This window comes from Halospeciosus flavus (assembly GCF_029814175.1).
Lineage (GTDB): Archaea > Halobacteriota > Halobacteria > Halobacteriales > Halobacteriaceae > Halospeciosus > Halospeciosus flavus.
In genome coordinates this window covers 1844758-1862679 of record NZ_CP122312.1, presented here as the reverse complement: position 1 = coordinate 1862679, position 17922 = coordinate 1844758, and the positions used below count along the sequence as shown (strand labels likewise).

20 protein-coding genes are annotated in these 17922 nt (G+C 68.6%); 7 read left to right on the top strand and 13 right to left on the bottom strand.

The window, feature by feature from the left end; all coding sequences use genetic code 11:
• Positions 1–44 precede the first annotated feature (44 nt).
• On the bottom strand, positions 45–1019 hold the full coding sequence (locus P0Y33_RS09735; protein WP_279527214.1) for a hemolysin family protein: 975 nt from the start codon (positions 1017–1019) through the stop codon (positions 45–47).
• A 30-nt stretch (positions 1020–1049) separates the two neighbouring features.
• Positions 1050–2945, bottom strand: a complete 1896-nt coding sequence (locus tag P0Y33_RS09730; RefSeq protein WP_279527213.1) for an SLC13 family permease — start codon at positions 2943–2945, stop codon at positions 1050–1052.
• A 116-nt stretch (positions 2946–3061) separates the two neighbouring features.
• Here P0Y33_RS09730 and P0Y33_RS09725 point away from each other — a divergent pair, with 116 nt between their 5' ends.
• Positions 3062–3307, top strand: coding sequence for a PDDEXK family nuclease (locus P0Y33_RS09725; protein WP_279527212.1), 246 nt, complete (start codon positions 3062–3064; stop codon positions 3305–3307).
• 7 nt (positions 3308–3314) lie between these two features.
• Here the strand turns inward: P0Y33_RS09725 and P0Y33_RS09720 are convergent, their stop codons facing one another.
• Both P0Y33_RS09720 and P0Y33_RS09715 read right to left on the bottom strand, forming a co-directional pair.
• A complete protein-coding gene (locus P0Y33_RS09720; protein WP_279527211.1) occupies positions 3315–5075 on the bottom strand; it encodes a DNA mismatch repair protein in 1761 nt (586 codons plus the stop codon).
• A 232-nt stretch (positions 5076–5307) separates the two neighbouring features.
• A complete protein-coding gene (locus P0Y33_RS09715; protein ID WP_279527210.1) occupies positions 5308–5757 on the bottom strand; it encodes a GtrA family protein in 450 nt (149 codons plus the stop codon).
• A 207-nt stretch (positions 5758–5964) separates the two neighbouring features.
• Between P0Y33_RS09715 and P0Y33_RS09710 the strand changes: the two genes are divergently transcribed.
• Positions 5965–6246 carry a hypothetical protein gene (locus P0Y33_RS09710; RefSeq protein ID WP_279527209.1) on the top strand — a complete coding sequence of 94 codons (282 nt, stop codon included), beginning with the start codon at positions 5965–5967 and terminating at the stop codon, positions 6244–6246.
• On the opposite strand, the gene P0Y33_RS09705 is transcribed toward P0Y33_RS09710, so the two are convergent.
• Positions 6247–6600, bottom strand: coding sequence for a thioredoxin family protein (locus P0Y33_RS09705; protein WP_279527208.1), 354 nt, complete (start codon positions 6598–6600; stop codon positions 6247–6249). It lies immediately after the preceding gene.
• A gap of 130 nt (positions 6601–6730) precedes the next feature.
• Here P0Y33_RS09705 and P0Y33_RS09700 point away from each other — a divergent pair, with 130 nt between their 5' ends.
• Together P0Y33_RS09700 and P0Y33_RS09695 are read left to right on the top strand one after the other, a co-directional pair.
• Entirely contained in the window at positions 6731–7882 is a 1152-nt protein-coding gene (locus tag P0Y33_RS09700) for a multicopper oxidase domain-containing protein (RefSeq protein ID WP_279527207.1), read from the top strand.
• A gap of 86 nt (positions 7883–7968) precedes the next feature.
• Positions 7969–8445 (top strand): halocyanin domain-containing protein, encoded by a 477-nt coding sequence (locus P0Y33_RS09695; RefSeq protein ID WP_279527206.1) that lies wholly within the window; start codon positions 7969–7971, stop codon positions 8443–8445.
• A gap of 73 nt (positions 8446–8518) precedes the next feature.
• Here P0Y33_RS09695 and P0Y33_RS09690 read toward each other — a convergent pair whose 3' ends face one another.
• Entirely contained in the window at positions 8519–8794 is a 276-nt protein-coding gene (locus tag P0Y33_RS09690; protein ID WP_279527205.1) for a DUF7521 family protein, read from the bottom strand.
• Positions 8791–9165: a winged helix-turn-helix domain-containing protein gene (locus P0Y33_RS09685; protein WP_279527204.1), complete on the bottom strand. Its 375-nt coding sequence runs from the start codon at positions 9163–9165 to the stop codon at positions 8791–8793. Before P0Y33_RS09685 ends, P0Y33_RS09690 begins: the two co-directional genes overlap by 4 nt.
• Before the next feature lie 181 nt (positions 9166–9346).
• Between P0Y33_RS09685 and mutS the strand changes: the two genes are divergently transcribed.
• Positions 9347–12019 carry a DNA mismatch repair protein MutS gene (mutS, locus tag P0Y33_RS09680; protein ID WP_279527203.1) on the top strand — a complete coding sequence of 891 codons (2673 nt, stop codon included), beginning with the start codon at positions 9347–9349 and terminating at the stop codon, positions 12017–12019.
• 20 nt (positions 12020–12039) lie between these two features.
• Here the strand turns inward: mutS and P0Y33_RS09675 are convergent, their stop codons facing one another.
• The 6 genes from P0Y33_RS09675 to P0Y33_RS09650 form a co-directional block, all read right to left on the bottom strand.
• A complete protein-coding gene (locus P0Y33_RS09675) occupies positions 12040–13500 on the bottom strand; it encodes an ATPase domain-containing protein (protein WP_279527202.1) in 1461 nt (486 codons plus the stop codon).
• A 63-nt stretch (positions 13501–13563) separates the two neighbouring features.
• Positions 13564–14289, bottom strand: coding sequence for an endonuclease NucS (nucS, locus tag P0Y33_RS09670; RefSeq protein ID WP_279527201.1), 726 nt, complete (start codon positions 14287–14289; stop codon positions 13564–13566).
• Positions 14290–14354: 65 nt separating this feature from the next.
• On the bottom strand, positions 14355–14735 hold the full coding sequence (locus tag P0Y33_RS09665; protein ID WP_279527200.1) for a hypothetical protein: 381 nt from the start codon (positions 14733–14735) through the stop codon (positions 14355–14357).
• 81 nt (positions 14736–14816) lie between these two features.
• On the bottom strand, positions 14817–15593 hold the full coding sequence (locus tag P0Y33_RS09660; protein ID WP_279527199.1) for an NAD+ synthase: 777 nt from the start codon (positions 15591–15593) through the stop codon (positions 14817–14819).
• A 293-nt stretch (positions 15594–15886) separates the two neighbouring features.
• Positions 15887–16378 carry an adenylyltransferase/cytidyltransferase family protein gene (locus P0Y33_RS09655; protein ID WP_279527198.1) on the bottom strand — a complete coding sequence of 164 codons (492 nt, stop codon included), beginning with the start codon at positions 16376–16378 and terminating at the stop codon, positions 15887–15889.
• Positions 16379–16438: 60 nt separating this feature from the next.
• Complete coding sequence (locus tag P0Y33_RS09650) at positions 16439–16708, bottom strand: hypothetical protein (protein ID WP_279527197.1); 270 nt, start codon at positions 16706–16708, stop codon at positions 16439–16441.
• Positions 16709–16853: 145 nt separating this feature from the next.
• Between P0Y33_RS09650 and lysW the strand changes: the two genes are divergently transcribed.
• Together lysW and lysX are read left to right on the top strand one after the other, a co-directional pair.
• Positions 16854–17018, top strand: a complete 165-nt coding sequence (gene lysW / locus P0Y33_RS09645; RefSeq protein WP_279527196.1) for a lysine biosynthesis protein LysW — start codon at positions 16854–16856, stop codon at positions 17016–17018.
• Positions 17019–17021: 3 nt separating this feature from the next.
• Positions 17022–17885, top strand: coding sequence for a lysine biosynthesis protein LysX (gene lysX / locus P0Y33_RS09640; RefSeq protein WP_279527195.1), 864 nt, complete (start codon positions 17022–17024; stop codon positions 17883–17885).
• The last annotated feature ends 37 nt before the right edge of the window (positions 17886–17922 follow it).

Below are 17922 nucleotides of genomic sequence, written 5' to 3'. Positions count from 1 at the left end.
GGGTTGGGTCGGGACGGCAGAATCGGTTCGCATCCTGTCGGCGTTCATCGGCCGCGCCAGAGGACTTCCTCTTCGATAGTGCCGCGCGAGGCGACGCCGACGAACGTGCCGTCGGAGTCCTCGACGACGGCGAACGCTTCGCGCTCTTCGCGGAACGCCTCCAGCAGTTCGTAGGCGGTCCACGACTCGCGGACGACGAAGGGGTCTTCGAGCACGGCGTCGAGCGTCTCCCACTCCTGGGTGGCGCGACCGGCGGACTCGCGGGATACGACGCCGACGACGTCGCCCTCTTCGGCGACCACGACGTGGCTCACGCCGGCGTCGAGGCAGGCGTCGCGCGCCTCGGCCGGCGACGCGTCGGCGGCGACCGTGACGACCGACTCGCGGGGGACCATCAGTTCCTCGACGGCCTCCTGTTCGAGGTCGAGGACGGTCTGGACCATCTCGCGTTCGTCGGGGTCGATGACGCCGATCTGCGCACCAGTCCGGAGGAGTGCGCGGATCTCCTCGCGGGTGACGTAGGGTTTGGCGGCCCCCTCGCCGCCGATGATGCGGGTGACGACCCCGGCCGCGCCCTCGAACGCCCAGACGAGCGGGGAGAGGACGCGTTCGAGCGTCGTCACGGGACCCGCGACGGACAGTGACCACGTCTCGGCGTTGCTCACGCCGTAGGCCTTCGGCGCGATCTCGCCGAACAGGAGGACGAGGACGCTCGCGACGACGGTGGCGACGACGATGGCTGGGCCGGGTGGGAGCGTCGCGGCGAACAGCGTCGCGACGACCGTCGAGAAGGCGACGTTGACGACGTTGTTGCCGACGAGGATGGTGGTGAGCAGACGGGTCGGGTCCTCGCGGAGTTCCCGGAGGCGGAGCGCCCGCGCGTCGCCGGTCTCGACCAGCGAGTCGATACGGTGGAGTTGCAGCGAGAAGACGGCGATCTCGCTGCTGGAGAAGAAGGCACTGACGCCCAGCAGGAGCACACAGAGCAGGGTGGCCCCGACGACGAGGAAGTCGACCATACCGGAAGGGCGGGTGCCGGCCCCTTAATGCTACACGCCCCAGATGGCCGCGATACCGAGCGCGGTCACCGCGGTCAACAGGAGTTGGAGGGGCGCGCCGACCCGCAGGAAGTCCGAGAAGGTGTAGCCCCCGGGACCGTACACCATCAGGTTCGTCTGGTAGCCGATGGGCGTCATGAACGCCGCACTGGACGCGAACATCACGGCCAACAGGAAGGAGAACGCCTCCGCACCGACGCGCTGGGCGGTGTCGACGGCGACGGGAATCATCAGCACGACGCTCGCGACGGGCGTGATGACGTTGGCGAGTAGACCCGTGAGGAGGTAGAACAGCGCGAGCAGCGCGACGGCGGGGAGGAACTCCGCACCGGAGACGAGCAGGCCGGCGAGGAACTCCGCGCCGCCGGTCTCACGCATCGCCAGTCCGAGCGGGAGGACGCCGGCGAGAAGGAAGAAGACGCGCCAACTCACCGCGTCGTAGGCCTCCGAGGTGGTGAGACAGCCGGTCGCGACCATCAACACGACGCCACCGAGTGCCGCGACGACGATGGGGAGGAGGCCGAGCGCGGCCACGCCGATGACGCCGGCGACGATGCCGAGCGCGAGCGGCGTCTTCGGCGAGAGGGGCGGGAGTCCCTCGCGGCCCGTCTCCTCGTCCGCCGTACTCGCCTCCCGTTCTGCGGCCGTCTCGACGACTTCGGTCGGGTCGCCGCCGCTCGCGTCGGAGACGATGGCGTCGCCACCCTCGCGGAGGCGGCCGAGCGCGTCGGGCGTCGTCTGGACGAGGAGGACGTCGCCGGCCTCGAAGCGGACGTCGTCGACGTTCGCCCGGTAGAGTTCGTCGCCCCGCCGGACCGCGAGGACGGTCGTGTCGTACCACTCCTGGAGGCGCGCCTCGGCGGGGGTCTCGCCGACGAACTCGGAGCCACCGGTGAGGACGAGTTCCGCGAGGACGCGCTCGGCGTCCGGGTGGTGGAGGTCGTCCTCGTCGACGCGGACGCGCGAGCGTCGCCGGAGTCCGGCGGCCGCGACGAACGAGTCGACGTCGTCGGCGTGGCCGTGGAGGACGAGGACGTCGCCAGCCTCGACCGTCCGTTCGGGCGAAGGGACGGGCACCACGTCCTCGCCGCGCCGAATCTGGACGACCCGGACGTCCGTGTCTCCGTCCACGTCGGCGGCGAGGGTCTCGTCGATCGGTCGGCCGACGAGGTCGGACCCCTCCGGGACGCCCACGCGGGCGAGGTAGTTCTGCACCTCGAAGCGCTCGGTGAGGTCGACGGCCGCGGGGACACGCTCGGGGACGAGGTGGGGTGCGACGGTCATGAGGTAGGCCGCGCCGACGAGGAAGACGACGATTCCCAGCGGCGTGAACTCGAACATCCCGATGGGGTGGTCGAGGAGCGTCCGCGAGAGGTCACTCGCGAGGATGTTCGTGGAGGTCCCGACCAGCGTGAGCGTCCCGCCGAGCATCGCGGCGTAGGAGAGCGGGAGGAGGAACGTCGAGCGCGAGAGGCCCGCCCGCTCGGCGATTCCCGAGATCATCGGGATGAAGACGGCGACGACCGGCGTGTTGTTGATGACGCCCGCGGTCGGACCGGTGAGACCGACGGTTGCACCGAGGAGGCGTTTCTCGCTCTTCCCGGTGAAGGCGGCGACGTGGGAACCGAGTCGGTCGACGACGCCCGTGCGCTGGACGCCCTCGCTGAGGATGTACATCGCGACTACCGTGATGGTCGCCGGACTCGCGAACCCCGACAGCGTCTCCGCGAGCGAGAGGTTCGTCCAGTCGCGGAGGACGTAGAGCGTCACGAGTAAGGCGACGGCCGTCACGTCGGTGGGTAGCGCTTCCGTGACGAAGAGGACGAGGGCGACGAAGACGAGTGCGAAGACCACCATCGCCCCCGTCGAGAGCGGCGGTACAGCCATACTTAGCGCGGTCGACTGGTGGGTACAAAGGTCCGACGGAGAGTCGCCGACCGCCGACTGCCAGCTATCGACCGCCGGCCACCCGGCTTTTCCACGCCCCGGACGAAGCGCCGCGTATGTCTTCGGAACCACCGACGGAGTGTCCACACTGCGGCGCGGTCGGGGAGATGCAACCACAGTACGCCACCGGCGCCGGGTGGCGCGTCTCCGACTACCGCTGTCGCGCGTGCGGCGAACGCGTCGAGGCGTCGGCGACCCGGACGGACCACACGCGGACCGTCGCGCTGGCCGCGGTCGGCCTCGCCGCCGTCGCCGCCGTCGTGGCGGTGCTCCGGCGACTCGGTCGGTCGTCGAGCGAGTGACGGAGCGCTACTCTTCTCGGCCGGTCTCGGCGTCGGCGAGCGTCCGCTCGACGACGTCTTTCCCGACGGACTCCGCGAGCGTCTCGAAGGCGGCCCGCTCGTCTCGGTCGTCTGCGTCGGCGACGAGGCGGGAGACGATGAACTCCGGCGTGGACTTGCCGACGACGCCGAAACGCGGCTGGTAGTCGACTTCGAGGTCCAGTTCGGCGTCGAGTCCCTCCGCGAAGATGCCGTCCGTCCGGGCCACTTCGGGGAGCGGGTCGACGTCGTCCGCGAGGTGGGTGACGTAGACGCCGAGGTCGCCGCGGTCGGCCGTCAGCGTGACGAGTCCGTGGAGGAGGTCGGCCGCCCGGCCCGGTTCGGTGATGGCCTCGAACTCGTCGACGAGCATGAGCGTCCGACCGTCGTCGGCGAGCGGTGGGACGACCGAGCGGAGCGTCGTCTCCAGGACGCCCGCGTTGAAACTCGCGTGGCGGCGGTGGAAGACGACGGCGTCGACCGGACTCACCTCGGCACGCTCGGCCGGCACCGGGAGCCCGAGGTGGGTGAGCAGGGCGGTCTGACAGAGCGTCTCCAGGAGGGTCGTCTTCCCGCCGGAGTTCGCCCCCGTGAGGACCGACACGCGGTCGCCCGACGGCGGGCCGGTCGCGCCGTGGTCGCCGAGACCGTAGGTGACCGGTGCGACCGACCCGCCGTCGGCCGTCTCGAGTGCGAGGTTCCGTGCGCCCTCGACGGCCAGTGCGTCGCGGTCGGTGACGACCTCGGGGCGCGTCAGGTCGAAGGCGGCGGCGAAGCGGGCGAGTGAGAGGAAGAAGGCGATGTCCGAGACGGCGGCGACGGCGGCGTCGACGTCCGCCCGCGCCTCGTCGATGTCTTCGCGGAGGTCGGCGGCGACCGCTTCCTCGCGTGTCGCGACCGCCTCGCGGAGCGCGTCGGCGAGATTCCGCAGCGACCCCGAGACGAAGTCCGCCGCGTCGCGGGCGTCGTCGGCGGTGTGCTCGCGGACGCGGCCCGGTCCGACCGCCGTCTCGTCGGTGACGTACTCGACCAGCGCCTCCCGGAACTCGCGGGGGTCGCGTGCGCCGCTCTCCTTCACCGCGTCGACCACTTCGCCGGAGCGGCGTTCGTGGCGTTCGACGCCGTCTCGGGCGTCGCGGAGGCGGTCGAGGTCGTCGTCGGCACCCTCACGGACCGACGGTTCGTCGCCCGTTTGGTCGAGGAATCGGAGTGCGTCCGCCGCGTCGGCCAGCGCGTCGGCGTCGAGGTCGGCCAGCGGGGCGAACGGTCCCTCGGTCCGACCCTGGTCGACGAGGGCGAGTGCCGTCTCGACGGCCGACCCCTCGTCGTCGCGTCCGTCGTGGTCGGCGAACGTGGCCTCGACGGCGGCCCGTTCGTCGTCGGAGAGGCGCTCCCACGTCTCGCGGGCGGCGACGACCCGGTCGAGACGGTCTTCGATGGCGTCGGCGTCGTGGAGGGGTGTGAGCACTTGCACGCGGTCGGCGGCGTGTTCGGTCAGCGCGTAGTCGCGCGCGACCGAGAGCACCGACTTGTACACGTCGCGGGTGTCGTCGGTGGCGAGGAGGTCGAGTCCCCCGTCCCCGTTCGCCCGACGGAGGATGCGCGTCGCCCGCCCGCGGGGGAGGCCCGCGTCGACGAGCGCTCGCACGTCCGCCGACTCGATGGCGTCGACGGCGGCGTCCGTACCGAGCGTCGACGCCAGCAGGTCGGCCGTCTTGGGACCGACTCCCCAGTAGTCCTGTAGGTCCATGGACGTCCCTCAGACGACGGACGGATTAGTGGCTTTCCGTGCACTACGTCCCGGGAGAAAGACGTGGTGCGGCCCAGTCCACTCACTGCCCGGCGAGTCCGTGGGCGCACCACACCCCCGCGTCCAACGGGGGCCTGCACCAGTAGTACTGTACAGGCCGACTTAGGAGTTACGCGCTAGTTGCGTTAGTACAAGTACAGTTTATGAGGTCGGTCGAGGTGGGACACACCGTCTAGTCGAGCGCGAACTGCTCGCTCCCGACGTAGTTCCAGAGTCCGCCGCCGGTGATGGCGCCGAGACTGGAGAGCCAGTAGGGGAGTGCGAGCAGTTGGACGGCGGCGGTGAGCGTCGCCGTGTAGATGCCCCACCCGACGACGCAGACGCCGAGGTACTTCGCGAAACGCTCGACGAGACCACCGGGACGTTCGAAGGTGACCGTCCAGTTCAGCGCGAACGTCCACAGGATGGCGACGAAGAAGGCGAGCGTCCCCGCTTCGAAGTACGGTACCGAGTGAACCATCGCGAAGAAGACGCCGAAGTTCACGGCCGCGCCCGAGAGACCGACGAGTCCGAACTCCGTAGCCTGGACGGCCCGCTCCGGTCGACACACCCGACTCACTCTCGTCCCCCGGACGGCGTCGGCGAGCACGGTTTCGACGTAATCGATGGCGTTTGCACCCATATTTCCACCAAGATATGGTCGGAACGAACGGTTCGCTTGGGGACTACTGTATCCGTCGGCAAAAAAGTTGCGCCGCGCGTGACGAACGTCCAGCGACCGTCTGACGTCGGTCTGCCGGTTCTTCGGTCGGACCCCGGTCACCTCCCGTGTCGGGTGTGGACCAGGCGAACGCTTTTGTCAACTCGCGAGAAGGGTTCTAGTGAACCCGTGTCACGACTCGCCCGCGACGTCGCCGCGCTCCGCCCCCGAGAGACCGTCGTCTGTTACGTCGAGGACGGTCGCCGCGTCCTCGGGACCTGTGCGTCCGTCGAGCGCGACCAGTCGGGTGCGCGCGTGTTCCTCTGTCCGGTCGACGCCTCCTCGGTGCCGTTCCAGTTGCGCGCGACGCGGACCGGCGACGGGTGGCGACAGCCGTTCGTCGAGCGGTGGAACGACGACGCGGAGTGCTGGGAGCGCTACGGCGACGTCGCCGACGTCGAGACGCAGTAGTCAGGCTTCGGCCGTCTCGGTCTCGCCGCCGGACTCGACGAACTCGACGACGCGCTCGGTCCCCTGGAACCCCTCGGCCAGTCGGCCGACCTCCTCGCCGTCCTCGAAGAGGATCAGGGTCGGGACGCTCCGGATGTTGTAGTCCTCGACGAGGTCGAGGGCGTGCTGGGGGTTGCACTTGCCGACGGCGACGTCGGTCGCACGGGCGACGTTCCCGACGACCGGTTCGATGGACTGACAGAGCGTACAGCCCTTCGTGTAGAAGTCGACGAGCGCGCGGTCGTGTTCGTCGAGGAAGGCCTCGAACTCCTCGCGAGTCTCCAGTTCGACGGGCTTCTCGGGTGTCTCGGTCATTACTCGTCGGTAGGCGACGAACCCGTTTACCGTTTCTGTCCCCCGTCGTTCGCGCCGGTACGGAGGCTCATTCTCACCCGACGGGAATCGGCGCTACGGACCTATATCCCCATAGCCAACCACTACCTGTATGACGAAGCGCCACGACGCGGCCGGCGGCGTATCGCGGCGGGAGTACCTGGCGGCGACCGGACTCCTCGGCGGGAGCGCGCTCGCGGGGTGTACCACGACCACCCGACAGCCTGCGGCCGTCAACGTGCAACCGGCGAACGTCGACGAGGAACCGACGTCGACGCCGACGCGGGGGTACACGGCGCCGCCGCAGGAGGTGGACCTCGCCGCGCAGAACGACGAGGTGACCCTGCGGACCCGACACGTCCGGCACGCGGTCCACCCCGAGGAGACGATGGGCGGGCCGATCGAGTTCCCGCTCGTGTGGGCGTTCCAGGCCGACGACCGCGAACCCAGCGTGCCGGGGCCGATTCTCCGGGCGAGAGAGGGCGCCGAGGTGAAGGTCACCCTCGACAACACCGAGGGCCACGCCCCGCACACGCTGCACTTCCACGGCTCGCGTAAGGCCTGGAAGGACGACGGCGTCCCGTCGACGACGGGTATCACGGTGATGCCGGGCGAGAAACACACCTACACCATCCCCGCGAACGTACCGGGGACGCACCTCTACCACTGTCACTTCCAGACCCACCGCCACATCGACATGGGGATGTACGGCGTCTTCCGGGTCGACCCGAAGGGGTACGAGCGCCCGGACCGCGAGCACTTCCTCACGGTCAAGGAGTGGGACTCCCGGCTCCCGCGGATGATGGCCGGCGAGGACGTCGAGTTCGACCCGCGGAACCGCCGGCCCGACGTGTTCACCGTCAACGGGAAGTCCGCGCCGCGGACGCTCCACCCGGAGGACGGGTCGCCAATCGTCGTGAAGCAGGGCGACCGCGTGCGCTTGCACCTCGTCAACGCGGGCTACATGTCCCACCCGATGCACCTCCACAACCACCGGTTGACGCTCGTCGAGCGCGACGGCGGCGTGATTCCGGAGGTCGCTCGCTACCAGATGGACGTGACGAACGTCGCACCCGCCCAGCGCCACACCGTGGAGTTCGTCGCCGACGCGGACCCCGGCATCTACCCGATGCACTGCCACAAGGTCGACCACGTGATGAACGGGTCGTTCTACCCGGGCGGGATGCTCGGCGGTGTCGTCTACGAGGAGGCGATGGACACCGACATCTTCCGTGAACTGATGGAGTACGCCGGCGCTCGCTGACCGGCGACCTGTTCGGTTTCGCACCTGTCTCACGACCTGGGAATCGAGAAGAGGGCCTTAACTGTCCCCACCGTACAGGTAGATGTATGACGACGAACCGACTCGACCGGCGGGCTGTGTTGAAGGCGACGGGGGCGACGCTCCTCGCGGGCGCGCTGGCCGGCTGCACGGGCGGGAACGCGGATAGCGGTGGCGGTGGCAGTGGCGGTTCCGGCGGCGACGACGAGCCGTTCGACTACGTCTCCGACGCGAACGGCTACGACGGGTCGCCGACCGACGCCACCGGCAAGTCCGCAGTTACCGTCGACGTCGGCTCGAACAACGGCTACGCGTTCGGCCCGGCCGCGCTGAAAATCTCGCCCGGCACCACGGTCACGTGGAAGTGGACCGGGCAGGGCGGCAGTCACAACGTGGTCGCCGAAGACGGTTCGTTCGAGAGTTCCTACTCGGCCGAGGCCGGGTACACCTTCGAACACACGTTCGAGTCGGTCGGCGTCTACGACTACTACTGTGCGCCCCACGAGTCGATGGGGATGAAGGGGGTGGTGCAGGTCGTCGAGTGAGCACCGTCAGTCCCACGACAGGCCTCCTGCACTTTTTCGCCGTTCTTTCGTTTCCGGTTTCCGTTCTCCTCACTCACTCCGCGTAGAGCGAGTAGAGGATGAACGCGAACCCCGCCGTCGTGAAGGCGCTCTCGATGACGAACGCGAGTTGCGGGTCCACGGGTAGGAGTTGGTCGGCGACGCCGGCGAACAGCGCGCCGAGCGTGACGACGCCGAACCCGACCGCGAGCGCCCGGAGCGCCGGCGACTTCGTCCGGCGGTACGCCCGGAACGAGTAGAGTGTGATCGCGCTCCCGAGCAGGAGCGTCAGTGTCTTCAGCACCGTCACGACGGCCATGTGCATGCTCATGTTTCCCTCCGGACTTCCGACCAGATGTCTGCGAGGCGTTCTTCGGGGCCGCGCTCCTCGGGTTCGGGACGGCGGATGCGGACGACGAGTTCGCCGTCCTCGTCGCGGCGCATCCGTATCTCCTCGAAGGCGACGCGGTAGCGCGAGCGGTGGTGGCCGTCGGCGCGCACCTCGGTGACCTCCTCGACGAGCGAGGCGTCGGTCAGGAGGTCGAGTTTCCGGTAGGTCGTCGACCGGGGGACGTCGCAGGCTTCCGAGAGTTCACCGGCGGTCATCGGCTCCTCCAGCGCCTGGACGAAGTCCCGGCAGTCGGCGTCGTCGAGCGCGTCGAGCACCGTCTGGAGGTCGGGTGCGGCGTCGCGGTCATGCATCCTGCTCCCCGCATGGCGGTTTCCCCTGATTCATACAGTGTGTGGTAGGGGCGCGATAAATAAGTGTGTATCAGATTGCTAGCAGTCGGTTCGGCCCCGCTGGTGGGCGTGTTCCCGTCGACGCGTCCCACCAGCACCGCTAGGCATATCCCGACGTGGGCACTGAGTATCGCCAACCAGTATGTCGTCTGAAGTGGGGGACGCGAGCGACGACCCGGCGCTCGGGCCGCCGGCGGAGATGCTCGAGAACCGCGAGGAACTGACGCCGATGGTCCAGCAGTACGTCGAAGAGTGCGAACGCTACGACGACGCGCTCGTCCTCTTCCAGGTCGGCGACTTCTACAAGGCCTTCTGCGACGCCGCCGAGACCGTCGCCGCCCACTGCGAGGTGACGATGATTACCCGCGAGGACTCCTCCGGCGAGTACCGCGCGGCGGGGATTCCGGTCGACAACGCCGCCTCCTACCTCGAGAAACTGCTCGACGCCGACTACCGCGTCGCCATCGCCGAGCAGGTCGAGGACCCCGAGGACGTATCGGGCGTCGCGGACCGCCGCGTCACCCGCGTCCTCACGCCCGGCACGCTCACCGAAGACGAACTCCTCGCCGCCGACGACAACACCTTCGTCGCCTGTCTCGCTCGCGACGGCGACGCCTTCGGTCTCGCCGTGCTCGACGTCTCGACCGGCGACTTCCTCGCCACCGGCACGGAGTCGCGGGCGACGGTCGCGGACGAACTCGGACGCTTCGCCCCCGCAGAGGCCATCGTCGGGGCGGACGCACCACGCGACGTCTTCCCCGAGCGGACCGCCGTGACGGCCTTCGACGAGGCCGCCTTCGAGCGCACGAACGCGAGCGAGCGCGTACGCGACTACTTCGGTGCGCCGGACCTCGCCGGCCCCGCGGAGGTCCGGGCCTGCGGCGCGCTGCTCGCCTACGCGGAGTACACCCGCGGCGGCTTCGACCCCGACGAGGACGGCGAGCGCCTCGACTACCTCACACACCTCACGCGCTACGACCCCCGCGAGTACATGCTGCTCGACCCGGTGGCCATCGACAGCCTCGAACTGTTCGAGCGCCGGAGCGTCCACGGTGCCGACGGCGACGCCCTCGTGGACGTCCTCGACGAGACGGTGACGGCCCTGGGCAGTCGTAAACTGAAGGACTGGCTGCGCCGTCCACTCGTGGAGGAAGAGCGTATCGAGGCCCGTCTCGACGCCGTCGAGGAACTCCGCGACGACCTGCGGACCCGCCAGCAGATTCGCGAGCACCTCCGGCAGGTGTACGACCTCGAACGCCTCATCTCGCGGGTGGCCCGGGAGCGGGCGAACGCCCGCGACCTGCGTTCGCTGAAACAGACCCTCGACGCCGTCCCCGAACTCGACGCCCTGCTCGAAGACGCGGGCGCGGGCCAACTCTCGGAGGTCCGCGAGGAACTCGACGCGCTCCCGGAGGTACGGGACCTCGTCGGCTCGGCCATCCGCGAGGACCCGCCGGTCGAGATTACGGAGGGGGAGGTTATCCGTCCGAGTTTCGACGACGAACTCGCCGAACTCCGGGCGACCGAGCGGGAGAACAAAGCGTGGATAGACAACCTGGAGGAGCGCGAACGTGAGCGGACGGGCATCGACAACCTCGAAGTGGGCCACACCTCGGTCCACGGCTACTACATCGAGGTGACGAACGGGAAACTCGACGAGGTGCCCGACGACTACGTCCGCCGGCAGACGCTCAAGAACTCCGAGCGCTTCTACACGCCCGAGTTGAAAGAACGCGAGGACGACATCATCAGGGCCGAACAACGGGCCAACGACCTCGAGCACGACATCTTCCGCGAGGTCCGGAGCGACGTCGCCGACGAGGCCGCCCGCGTGCAAGCGCTCGCGGACACCCTCGCCACCCTCGACGTCCTGGTGGGACTCGCGGAGGTGGCCGCGACCCACGACTACACGCGACCCCGATTCGACCGCGAGGGCATCCACGTCGAAGGCGGGCGCCACCCAGTCGTCGAGCGCACCGAGGAACGCTTCGTTCCGAATCCTACTTCCTTGACGCCCGAGGAGTTCTTCGCGGTCGTCACCGGGCCGAACATGAGCGGGAAGTCGACGTACATGCGTCAGGTCGCGCTGCTGACCGTGATGGCGCAGGTTGGGAGTTTCGTCCCGGCGGCCGACGCCGACCTCGAACTCGTCGACCGGGTGTTCACCCGCGTCGGTGCCAGCGACGACATCGCGGGCGGGCGCTCGACGTTCATGGTCGAGATGGCCGAACTCGCGGAGATTCTGGAGGAAGCGACCGACGACTCGCTCGTCGTCCTCGACGAGGTCGGTCGAGGGACCTCGACGGCGGACGGCGAAGCCATCGCGCAGGCCATGGCCGAGTTCCTCCACGACGAGGTCGGAGCGTGGACGCTCTTCGCCACCCACCACCACGACCTGACCGCACTGGCCGACGACCTCGACGGCGTGGCCAACTACCACTTCGCCGCGACGCAGGTCGAGGAGGAAGTCGAGTTCGAACACGCCATCGAACCCGGCCCGGCCGGCGCGTCCTACGGAATCGAGGTCGCGAAGGCTGCGGGGGTTCCCGACGACGTGGTCGAGCGCTCGCGGGCGCTCGTCGCCGAGAGCGAGGCGACCGACGTCGAGACCGACGCCGAGACTGACGTCGGGTCCACGCCGGACGCCGGCCCAGCCACGGCATCCGCCGACCGAGTCGCGGCCGACGGTGAGACCGACCCGGTCGCCGCCGACGTCGCCGCTCGACTCCGCGACCTCGACGTCGCACGGATGACGCCAGTCGAGGCGCTGACGACGCTCGACGAACTCGCCCGTGAAGTCGACCGTACGGAGTAGGGTCGACCGAGCGCCGCGTCTCAGGCGGTCGACGGGCGCACCCTGACGAACGGCGCCTCCTCGACGAACTCGACGAATCGGCTGCCGCCGACGCACTCGCCGGGCCCCTTCTCGTAGGCGAGGACCTGCGTGCCGGTGTCGTGGACCCACGTCCGGAGGCACTGCCTGGCCGCGTCGACGTAGAACTCGACGAGTTGCTCGGGGAGTGAACGCTGGTTCACGACGACGACGACGACGTCGTCCGGGCCGAGGAATCCACCTTCTATCCAGTAGCGGAGGTCCCGGAGTTTGGTGTCGTCGATGGTCTGGTAGAGTGCCGTGAGATTCTTCGAGACGACGACGGGCCCGTCCGACTCGTCCCGACGGCGACGGACGTCCTCGAAGGCCTCTCGGAGCGGGGCGTCGGCGTCCACGTCCGGGACGACGACGTTCTCGTGGTCGACGTTCCAGACGTCGTGGACGTCCACGACGACCATCGCGTCCGCGTCGAGGAGGGCGTCCAGGGTCGTCCCGAACTCCTCGACGACCGAACTGGCACGATCCGGCGTCATCGTCACGTGTGGGATCAACACGAGTTGCTCCCCCTGCTGGATACGGTGGAGGTAGATCGAGGCGAGAATCTCGTCCAGCGTCGCCCGGCCGTCGTGCAGGAGCGTCGCAGTGCCCCCGCGGACGATACCGCCGCCGAGGAGGTCGTCGACGCCCTCGATACCCGTCTGGAGACGGGTCACGGCGTTCGATGTGGGCTGCGACCGCGAGACGACGTCGAAGCCGGTGTCGAAGACGACGCCGAACTCCCGGGTGTCGTGGTCGACGCCGCGGAGTTTCGGGACGCGGACGAACGTCCGGAAGTCGCTCCCGACGGGCGCACGGCGGGCCTCGACGACGCCGTGGACCGCGTAGTCGATGCCGCCGCCCCACTCGTCGGGGACGTCGCTGTCGCGCTCGCTCGTCAACACCGTCGTCGCGCCGAAGTCGTCGGTGAACAGGCGGATGAGGTCGAGGAGGGCGCGACGGAACGACGCGGTGTCGGTGGACATCGGACGCAGGCCGGAGAGGCTGTCGAAGGCGACCCGGTCGACCGGCCCGAAGCGGTCGAGGAACCGCCGAACGTACTGCGGGCGGAAGGGGACGGGAAACTCCGCCGAGAAGATGTTCTGCCCTTCGAGGTTGGTGAGCGTCATCTCGTCCTCGTCCTCCTCGAAGTGGGCCCCCGGTCGTGCGTGTAGCGAGGTGACCGTGAGGTCCGAGTGGTCGAGGTCGAAGTCGAACGGCGCGAACGTGTCGCGGAGTTCGTCGACGGTCTGCTCGGTGGTGATGAACAACCCTTGCTCGCCGTTCTCCAGTCCGGCCTGGAGGAACTGCATCGCGAGCGTACTCTTCCCCGTCCCCGGACCCCCGGTGACGACGACGGACCGTTCGTCCGGAATACCGCCACCGAGGATACGGTCGAGGACGTCGTCACCCGTCGTTGCGACCATGTGTTCGACTTCCACCTCCGGGTCAATCAGTGTGTGGGACGAGGTATCATCGTGAGCCTAACGTCACGGCGTGAGGGAGACGAACTCCAGTCCGGCGGCGGCGAGGGTCTGACGACAGCGGTCTGTCACGGACGGGGCGACGAGGATTCCGCGGACCTCGGCGTCGGCGTGGAGGTCGCGTTCGAGTGCGTCGACGTAGCGTTCGAGTTGGCCGGCGGCGTCGGGGCCGACCCGGCGGCGCTTCAACTCGACGGCGACGGTCCGCCCCTCGGCGTCTTCCCCGTAGACGTCGACGGGTCCCGCGTCGGTCTCGCGCTCGACGGCGAGCGGACGGAACCCAGCCTCGACGAGCGAGGGGTCGTCGAGGACGCGCTGGCGGAGGTCCTCTTCGGTGCCCGTCACCTCGGTCTCGCCGGTCGACTCGACGGTGTGGGCGGCGACGTGTGCGAGCGCCTCGAATCGGACGACGAGTGTCCCGTCGTCGCGCTCGCTGCGGAGGACGAGCGTGTCGGTGCCGTCGACCGTGGCCTCGCGTTCCGCGCCCGCGGCGTGCCACGCTTCGGGTTGGTGGCCCTCCGGGTCGTGGACGAGGAGCGTCCCGTCCGGTTTGCAGAGGACGTGGCGGTCGCCGGGACCGAGGTGGCCGCTCGCTCGGCCGTCGTAGTCGACGGTACAGCGGCCGAACAGGGCGACGACGGCACCGGTCTCTCGCGCCTCGTCCAGCAGGTCGGCGGCCGCCGTAGGCATCGGGTCGACGAGCGTGCGCGCCGCGTCCGGGACGTCGGTCATCACACCGAGGTAGCCAGTACGCGGAGAAAAGAAACGTGGTCGGTGGGACGACTCGTCGCGAACGCTCAGACCGGAATCTCGCTCGAATACACCCGCTTCGAGCACTCGGCGACGAACCCGGTGAGTTGCCGGGCCGCCTCGGGTTCGAGGGTGACGACGCGGCCGGCGTTCGGGTCCGTCGGGAAGTTCAACACGACGGCCTCCTCGCGGAGTTGGAGCGAGACGTACCGGCGGCCCAGGTGCTCGGCGCACTCGTCTTCGCTCGGTGCAGGCTTCGACGTCAGGCGGGCGTGGATGTCGCTGACGGTCGCGTCGACCGTCGCGCGGTCGAGGTCGTCGCGGACGTATTCGAGATCGAACCCGTCCGCGTCGTAGGTGACGACGATTCGGAGCGTGTTCCCCGCTCGCCGCTGCAGAAAGGCGAGTAGGTCGTTCGGAGTAGACATACAGCCGTTACTCCAAGGCGACACCTAGGTAAGAGAATATCTAAATATTCGAGAGAGGTGCGCACCGTCGGACGACGTTCGTTACCGTAGCCCAGGGGTCGGTGGGCGCTCGCGTTTGTGCGTCGACCCTTCGTACATGTCGACGAGGCGCTCGACCGTCTCGCTCTCGACGCCCGTCCGCTCGATGGTCGCGGTCACGTCGAGACCGTCCTCGACGTAGGCCTTCAGCACGGGGTCGACGTCCTCGTAGGGGGCGCCGATTTCGCCCTCGTCGGTCTGTCCCTCCCAGAGTTCGGCCGTGGGGGTCTTCTCGACGTACTTCTCGGGGAGTCCGACCTCGCGGGCGAGATCGTACACCTCGGTCTTGTAGAGGTCACCGAGTGGCGCGACGTCGGCCGCACCGTCGCCGTACTTCGTGAAGTAGCCCAGCAGGTACTCCGAGCGGTTGTCCGGCCCGACGACGAGCAGGTCGCGTTCGTTGGCCGCCTCGTAGAGGAGGACCATTCGCACCCGCGCGCGGACGTTGCCGACCGTCGTCTTCGAGCAGTCCGTGGGGAGCGCGTCGACGAACTCCCGTACCATCGGCCCGATGTGGCGTTCGCGGAACTCGACGTCGTGGCGCCGGCAGAGTTGCCGGGCGTCGCGCATGTTCTCGGCGCTCGACGGTTCGCCCGGGAGGACCATCCCCAGCACCTCGTCCGCGCCGACGGCGTCGACGGCGAGGCGCAACGCGAGCGCGGAGTCGAGACCGCCGCTCACACCGACCACGTACCCGTCGAGACCCGTCTCGTCGAGTTCGTCGGCGTAGAAGTTCCGGATTCGCTCGGCCGCTTCCGTGAGGTCGACGCGTTCGGCCATCGTCTCGCGTGGAACTGCGTGTGGCGGGCGTATGAAAGGAGGGGCCAGGCCGGTGACCGCCCAGTCGGCCGACCGCGCGCCGAACCAACCCGCCGACCTATACTGATAACCTCTCGCTACAGACTGGGTATACAGTTCGGCACAGGCTCTATTGATGGATATCCCGTAGCACAGAGTGCGCTGGTTGACTCTGGGGGGAGACTGCCAGCGTCATCGGATCCAACCTCGACGGAGCATCGTCACACGCTCTGTCTCTACCTCTGCCGACCGTAACCGGGCCTGATAGCCGACCACTAGCCACTCTCACGAATCACGTCCTCGTACGCGGCGACGACGTCCTCACAGCAGTCCGGTACGAGGTCGCGCCACGTCTCGTCCGCGCGGATGCGGCGGCGAATCTCGGTCCCGGAGAACTTCTCGGGGTAGTGCATCTCCTGTTGGTGGACGTCGGCGTCGGTGTGCTCGCGGACGAGGCGCTGGACGAGGTCGTTGCCCGAGATGATCACGTCCGCGCCGGTCTCGCGGACGAGGTGCTCGGCCCACACCGGGTACCCCTCTTCGCCGCGGTCCTCGTCGCGGACACGGACGATTTCGACCGACGGGAAGCAGGCGCGAATCTGTTCTTCGCGCTCGTCGGCGGTCAGGGGGTTCCGGTCCGTCCGGGACTTCCGCGGACTGCCGATGGCGACGACGAACTCCGTGTAGCGCTGGCGGTAGGTACGCACCGTGCGGTAGTGGCCGCGGTGGAACGGTTGGAACCGGCCGGGAAACGCCGCCCTGGTCACGGCCGTCGGTTCGGAGCGCTCCCGAATAAATCCCGTCGCCAGTGGTGCACGCGACGCACCCTACGAGAGTCGGCCGTGGGTGCGGCGACTGCGGACGCGGCGACGGTGCCGGACGTCGAGTTCCTCGACGACGCGGCCGACGCCCCGGACGGCGAGGAGGAGCGCAGCGGTGCTCCCGGTGACGGCCGCGCCCCCACCGACGACGAGTGCGAACGCCGTGCCGACGTCGCTCTCCCCCGCGAAGAGCGCGGCGGCGAAAGCGAGCATGGCGACGACGAGGACGGTCACGAGGCGGTACAGCGTGGTTTCGAGGTGGCGGTGTGCGTCCATCTGTTCTCGTCTGGAGAGTGGGCCGGAGACGGCATAAATGTCTGCAGAATTATATTTTTGTCCGCGTTCGGACTGAAGTACAGTTTGGTTGGATATTCGATAGGTTTGCAGGAACGTTATATTCCCGGTGTGAGTACAGACGGGCATGACCATCTGTCCCGAGTGCGGTGCGGACGTCGAGTTGCCCGAGAACGTCGAAGTCGGCGAGATCCTCGACTGTGCGACCTGTGGGAGCGAACTCGAAGTGACCGGCGTCGAACCCGTCGCCCTCGAACCGGCGCCCGAACTCGAAGAAGACTGGGGCGAGTGAGCCGTGGAGATCGGCTTCCTCTACTCCCGGATTCGCGAGGACGAGCGCCTCCTCCTCGACGAACTCCGAGGACGTGGCCACGACGTCCGGAAGATCGACGTCCGTGACGTCCGCTTCGACGTCCACGACCCGCCCGAGGAGATCCTGGGCCACGACCTCGTCCTCAATCGGTGTCAGGAGTCGAGTCGCGTCCGCTACGTCAGCCACCTCGTCGACCACTACGACGTCCCAATCGTCAACGGACCGGAGACGTCGGCGGTCTGTGCCGACAAGGTTCGCGGCAGTCTCGCCCTCGAATCGGCGGGCATCCCGACGCCGCGGACCGAGGTCACCTTCGACGTCGACGCGGCCCTGGAGTCGATCGAGCGCTTCGGCTACCCCTGTGTCCTGAAGCCCGTCACGGGGTCGTGGGGTCGACTCATCGCCAAGATCGACACCCGCGACGCCGCCGAGGCCATCCTCGAACACAAGTCGACGCTCGGCCACTACGAGCACTCGGTGTTCTACATCCAGGAGTTCGTCGAGAAGCCGGGTCGCGACATCCGCGTCGTCGCCGCGGACGGCGAACCCATCGCCGCGATGACCCGCTCGGCCGAACACTGGATCACCAACGCCGCCCGCGGCGGCGAGGCGAAGCAGTTCGACCCCGACGAGGAGGTGCTCGACCTCGTCGAGCGTGCGGACGAGGCGGTCGGCGGCGGCCTGCTGGGCATCGACCTGATGGAGACGAAAGACGGCGGCTACACCGTCCACGAGGTGAACGCCACCTGCGAGTTCAAGGCGCTCGACGGGGCCGTCCCCGAGGTGGACGTCCCGGCGCGCATCGTCGATTGGCTCGAAGCGAAGGCCGAGGAAGCCGCGCAGTGAGTGGCAGGCCCTGACAGGTCCGGTGGATTCATTCTCT

Excerpts from the sequence above, each read along its gene's own strand:
- P0Y33_RS09705 (WP_279527208.1), bottom strand. The coding sequence starts at position 6,600 with ATGACCGAGACACCCGAGAAGCCCGTCGAACTGGAGACTCGCGAGGAG.
- P0Y33_RS09665 (WP_279527200.1), bottom strand. The coding sequence starts at position 14,735 with ATGTCTACTCCGAACGACCTACTCGCCTTTCTGCAGCGGCGAGCGGGG.
- P0Y33_RS09660 (WP_279527199.1), bottom strand. The coding sequence starts at position 15,593 with ATGGCCGAACGCGTCGACCTCACGGAAGCGGCCGAGCGAATCCGGAAC.
- P0Y33_RS09700 (WP_279527207.1), top strand. The coding sequence starts at position 6,731 with ATGACGAAGCGCCACGACGCGGCCGGCGGCGTATCGCGGCGGGAGTAC.
- P0Y33_RS09690 (WP_279527205.1), bottom strand. The coding sequence starts at position 8,794 with ATGAGCATGCACATGGCCGTCGTGACGGTGCTGAAGACACTGACGCTC.
- P0Y33_RS09675 (WP_279527202.1), bottom strand. The coding sequence starts at position 13,500 with ATGGTCGCAACGACGGGTGACGACGTCCTCGACCGTATCCTCGGTGGC.
- mutS (WP_279527203.1), top strand. The coding sequence starts at position 9,347 with ATGTCGTCTGAAGTGGGGGACGCGAGCGACGACCCGGCGCTCGGGCCG.
- P0Y33_RS09685 (WP_279527204.1), bottom strand. The coding sequence starts at position 9,165 with ATGCATGACCGCGACGCCGCACCCGACCTCCAGACGGTGCTCGACGCG.
- P0Y33_RS09695 (WP_279527206.1), top strand. The coding sequence starts at position 7,969 with ATGACGACGAACCGACTCGACCGGCGGGCTGTGTTGAAGGCGACGGGG.
- P0Y33_RS09720 (WP_279527211.1), bottom strand. The coding sequence starts at position 5,075 with ATGGACCTACAGGACTACTGGGGAGTCGGTCCCAAGACGGCCGACCTG.
- P0Y33_RS09715 (WP_279527210.1), bottom strand. The coding sequence starts at position 5,757 with ATGGGTGCAAACGCCATCGATTACGTCGAAACCGTGCTCGCCGACGCC.
- lysW (WP_279527196.1), top strand. The coding sequence starts at position 16,854 with ATGACCATCTGTCCCGAGTGCGGTGCGGACGTCGAGTTGCCCGAGAAC.
- P0Y33_RS09735 (WP_279527214.1), bottom strand. The coding sequence starts at position 1,019 with ATGGTCGACTTCCTCGTCGTCGGGGCCACCCTGCTCTGTGTGCTCCTG.
- nucS (WP_279527201.1), bottom strand. The coding sequence starts at position 14,289 with ATGACCGACGTCCCGGACGCGGCGCGCACGCTCGTCGACCCGATGCCT.
- P0Y33_RS09730 (WP_279527213.1), bottom strand. The coding sequence starts at position 2,945 with ATGGCTGTACCGCCGCTCTCGACGGGGGCGATGGTGGTCTTCGCACTC.
- P0Y33_RS09725 (WP_279527212.1), top strand. The coding sequence starts at position 3,062 with ATGTCTTCGGAACCACCGACGGAGTGTCCACACTGCGGCGCGGTCGGG.
- P0Y33_RS09650 (WP_279527197.1), bottom strand. The coding sequence starts at position 16,708 with ATGGACGCACACCGCCACCTCGAAACCACGCTGTACCGCCTCGTGACC.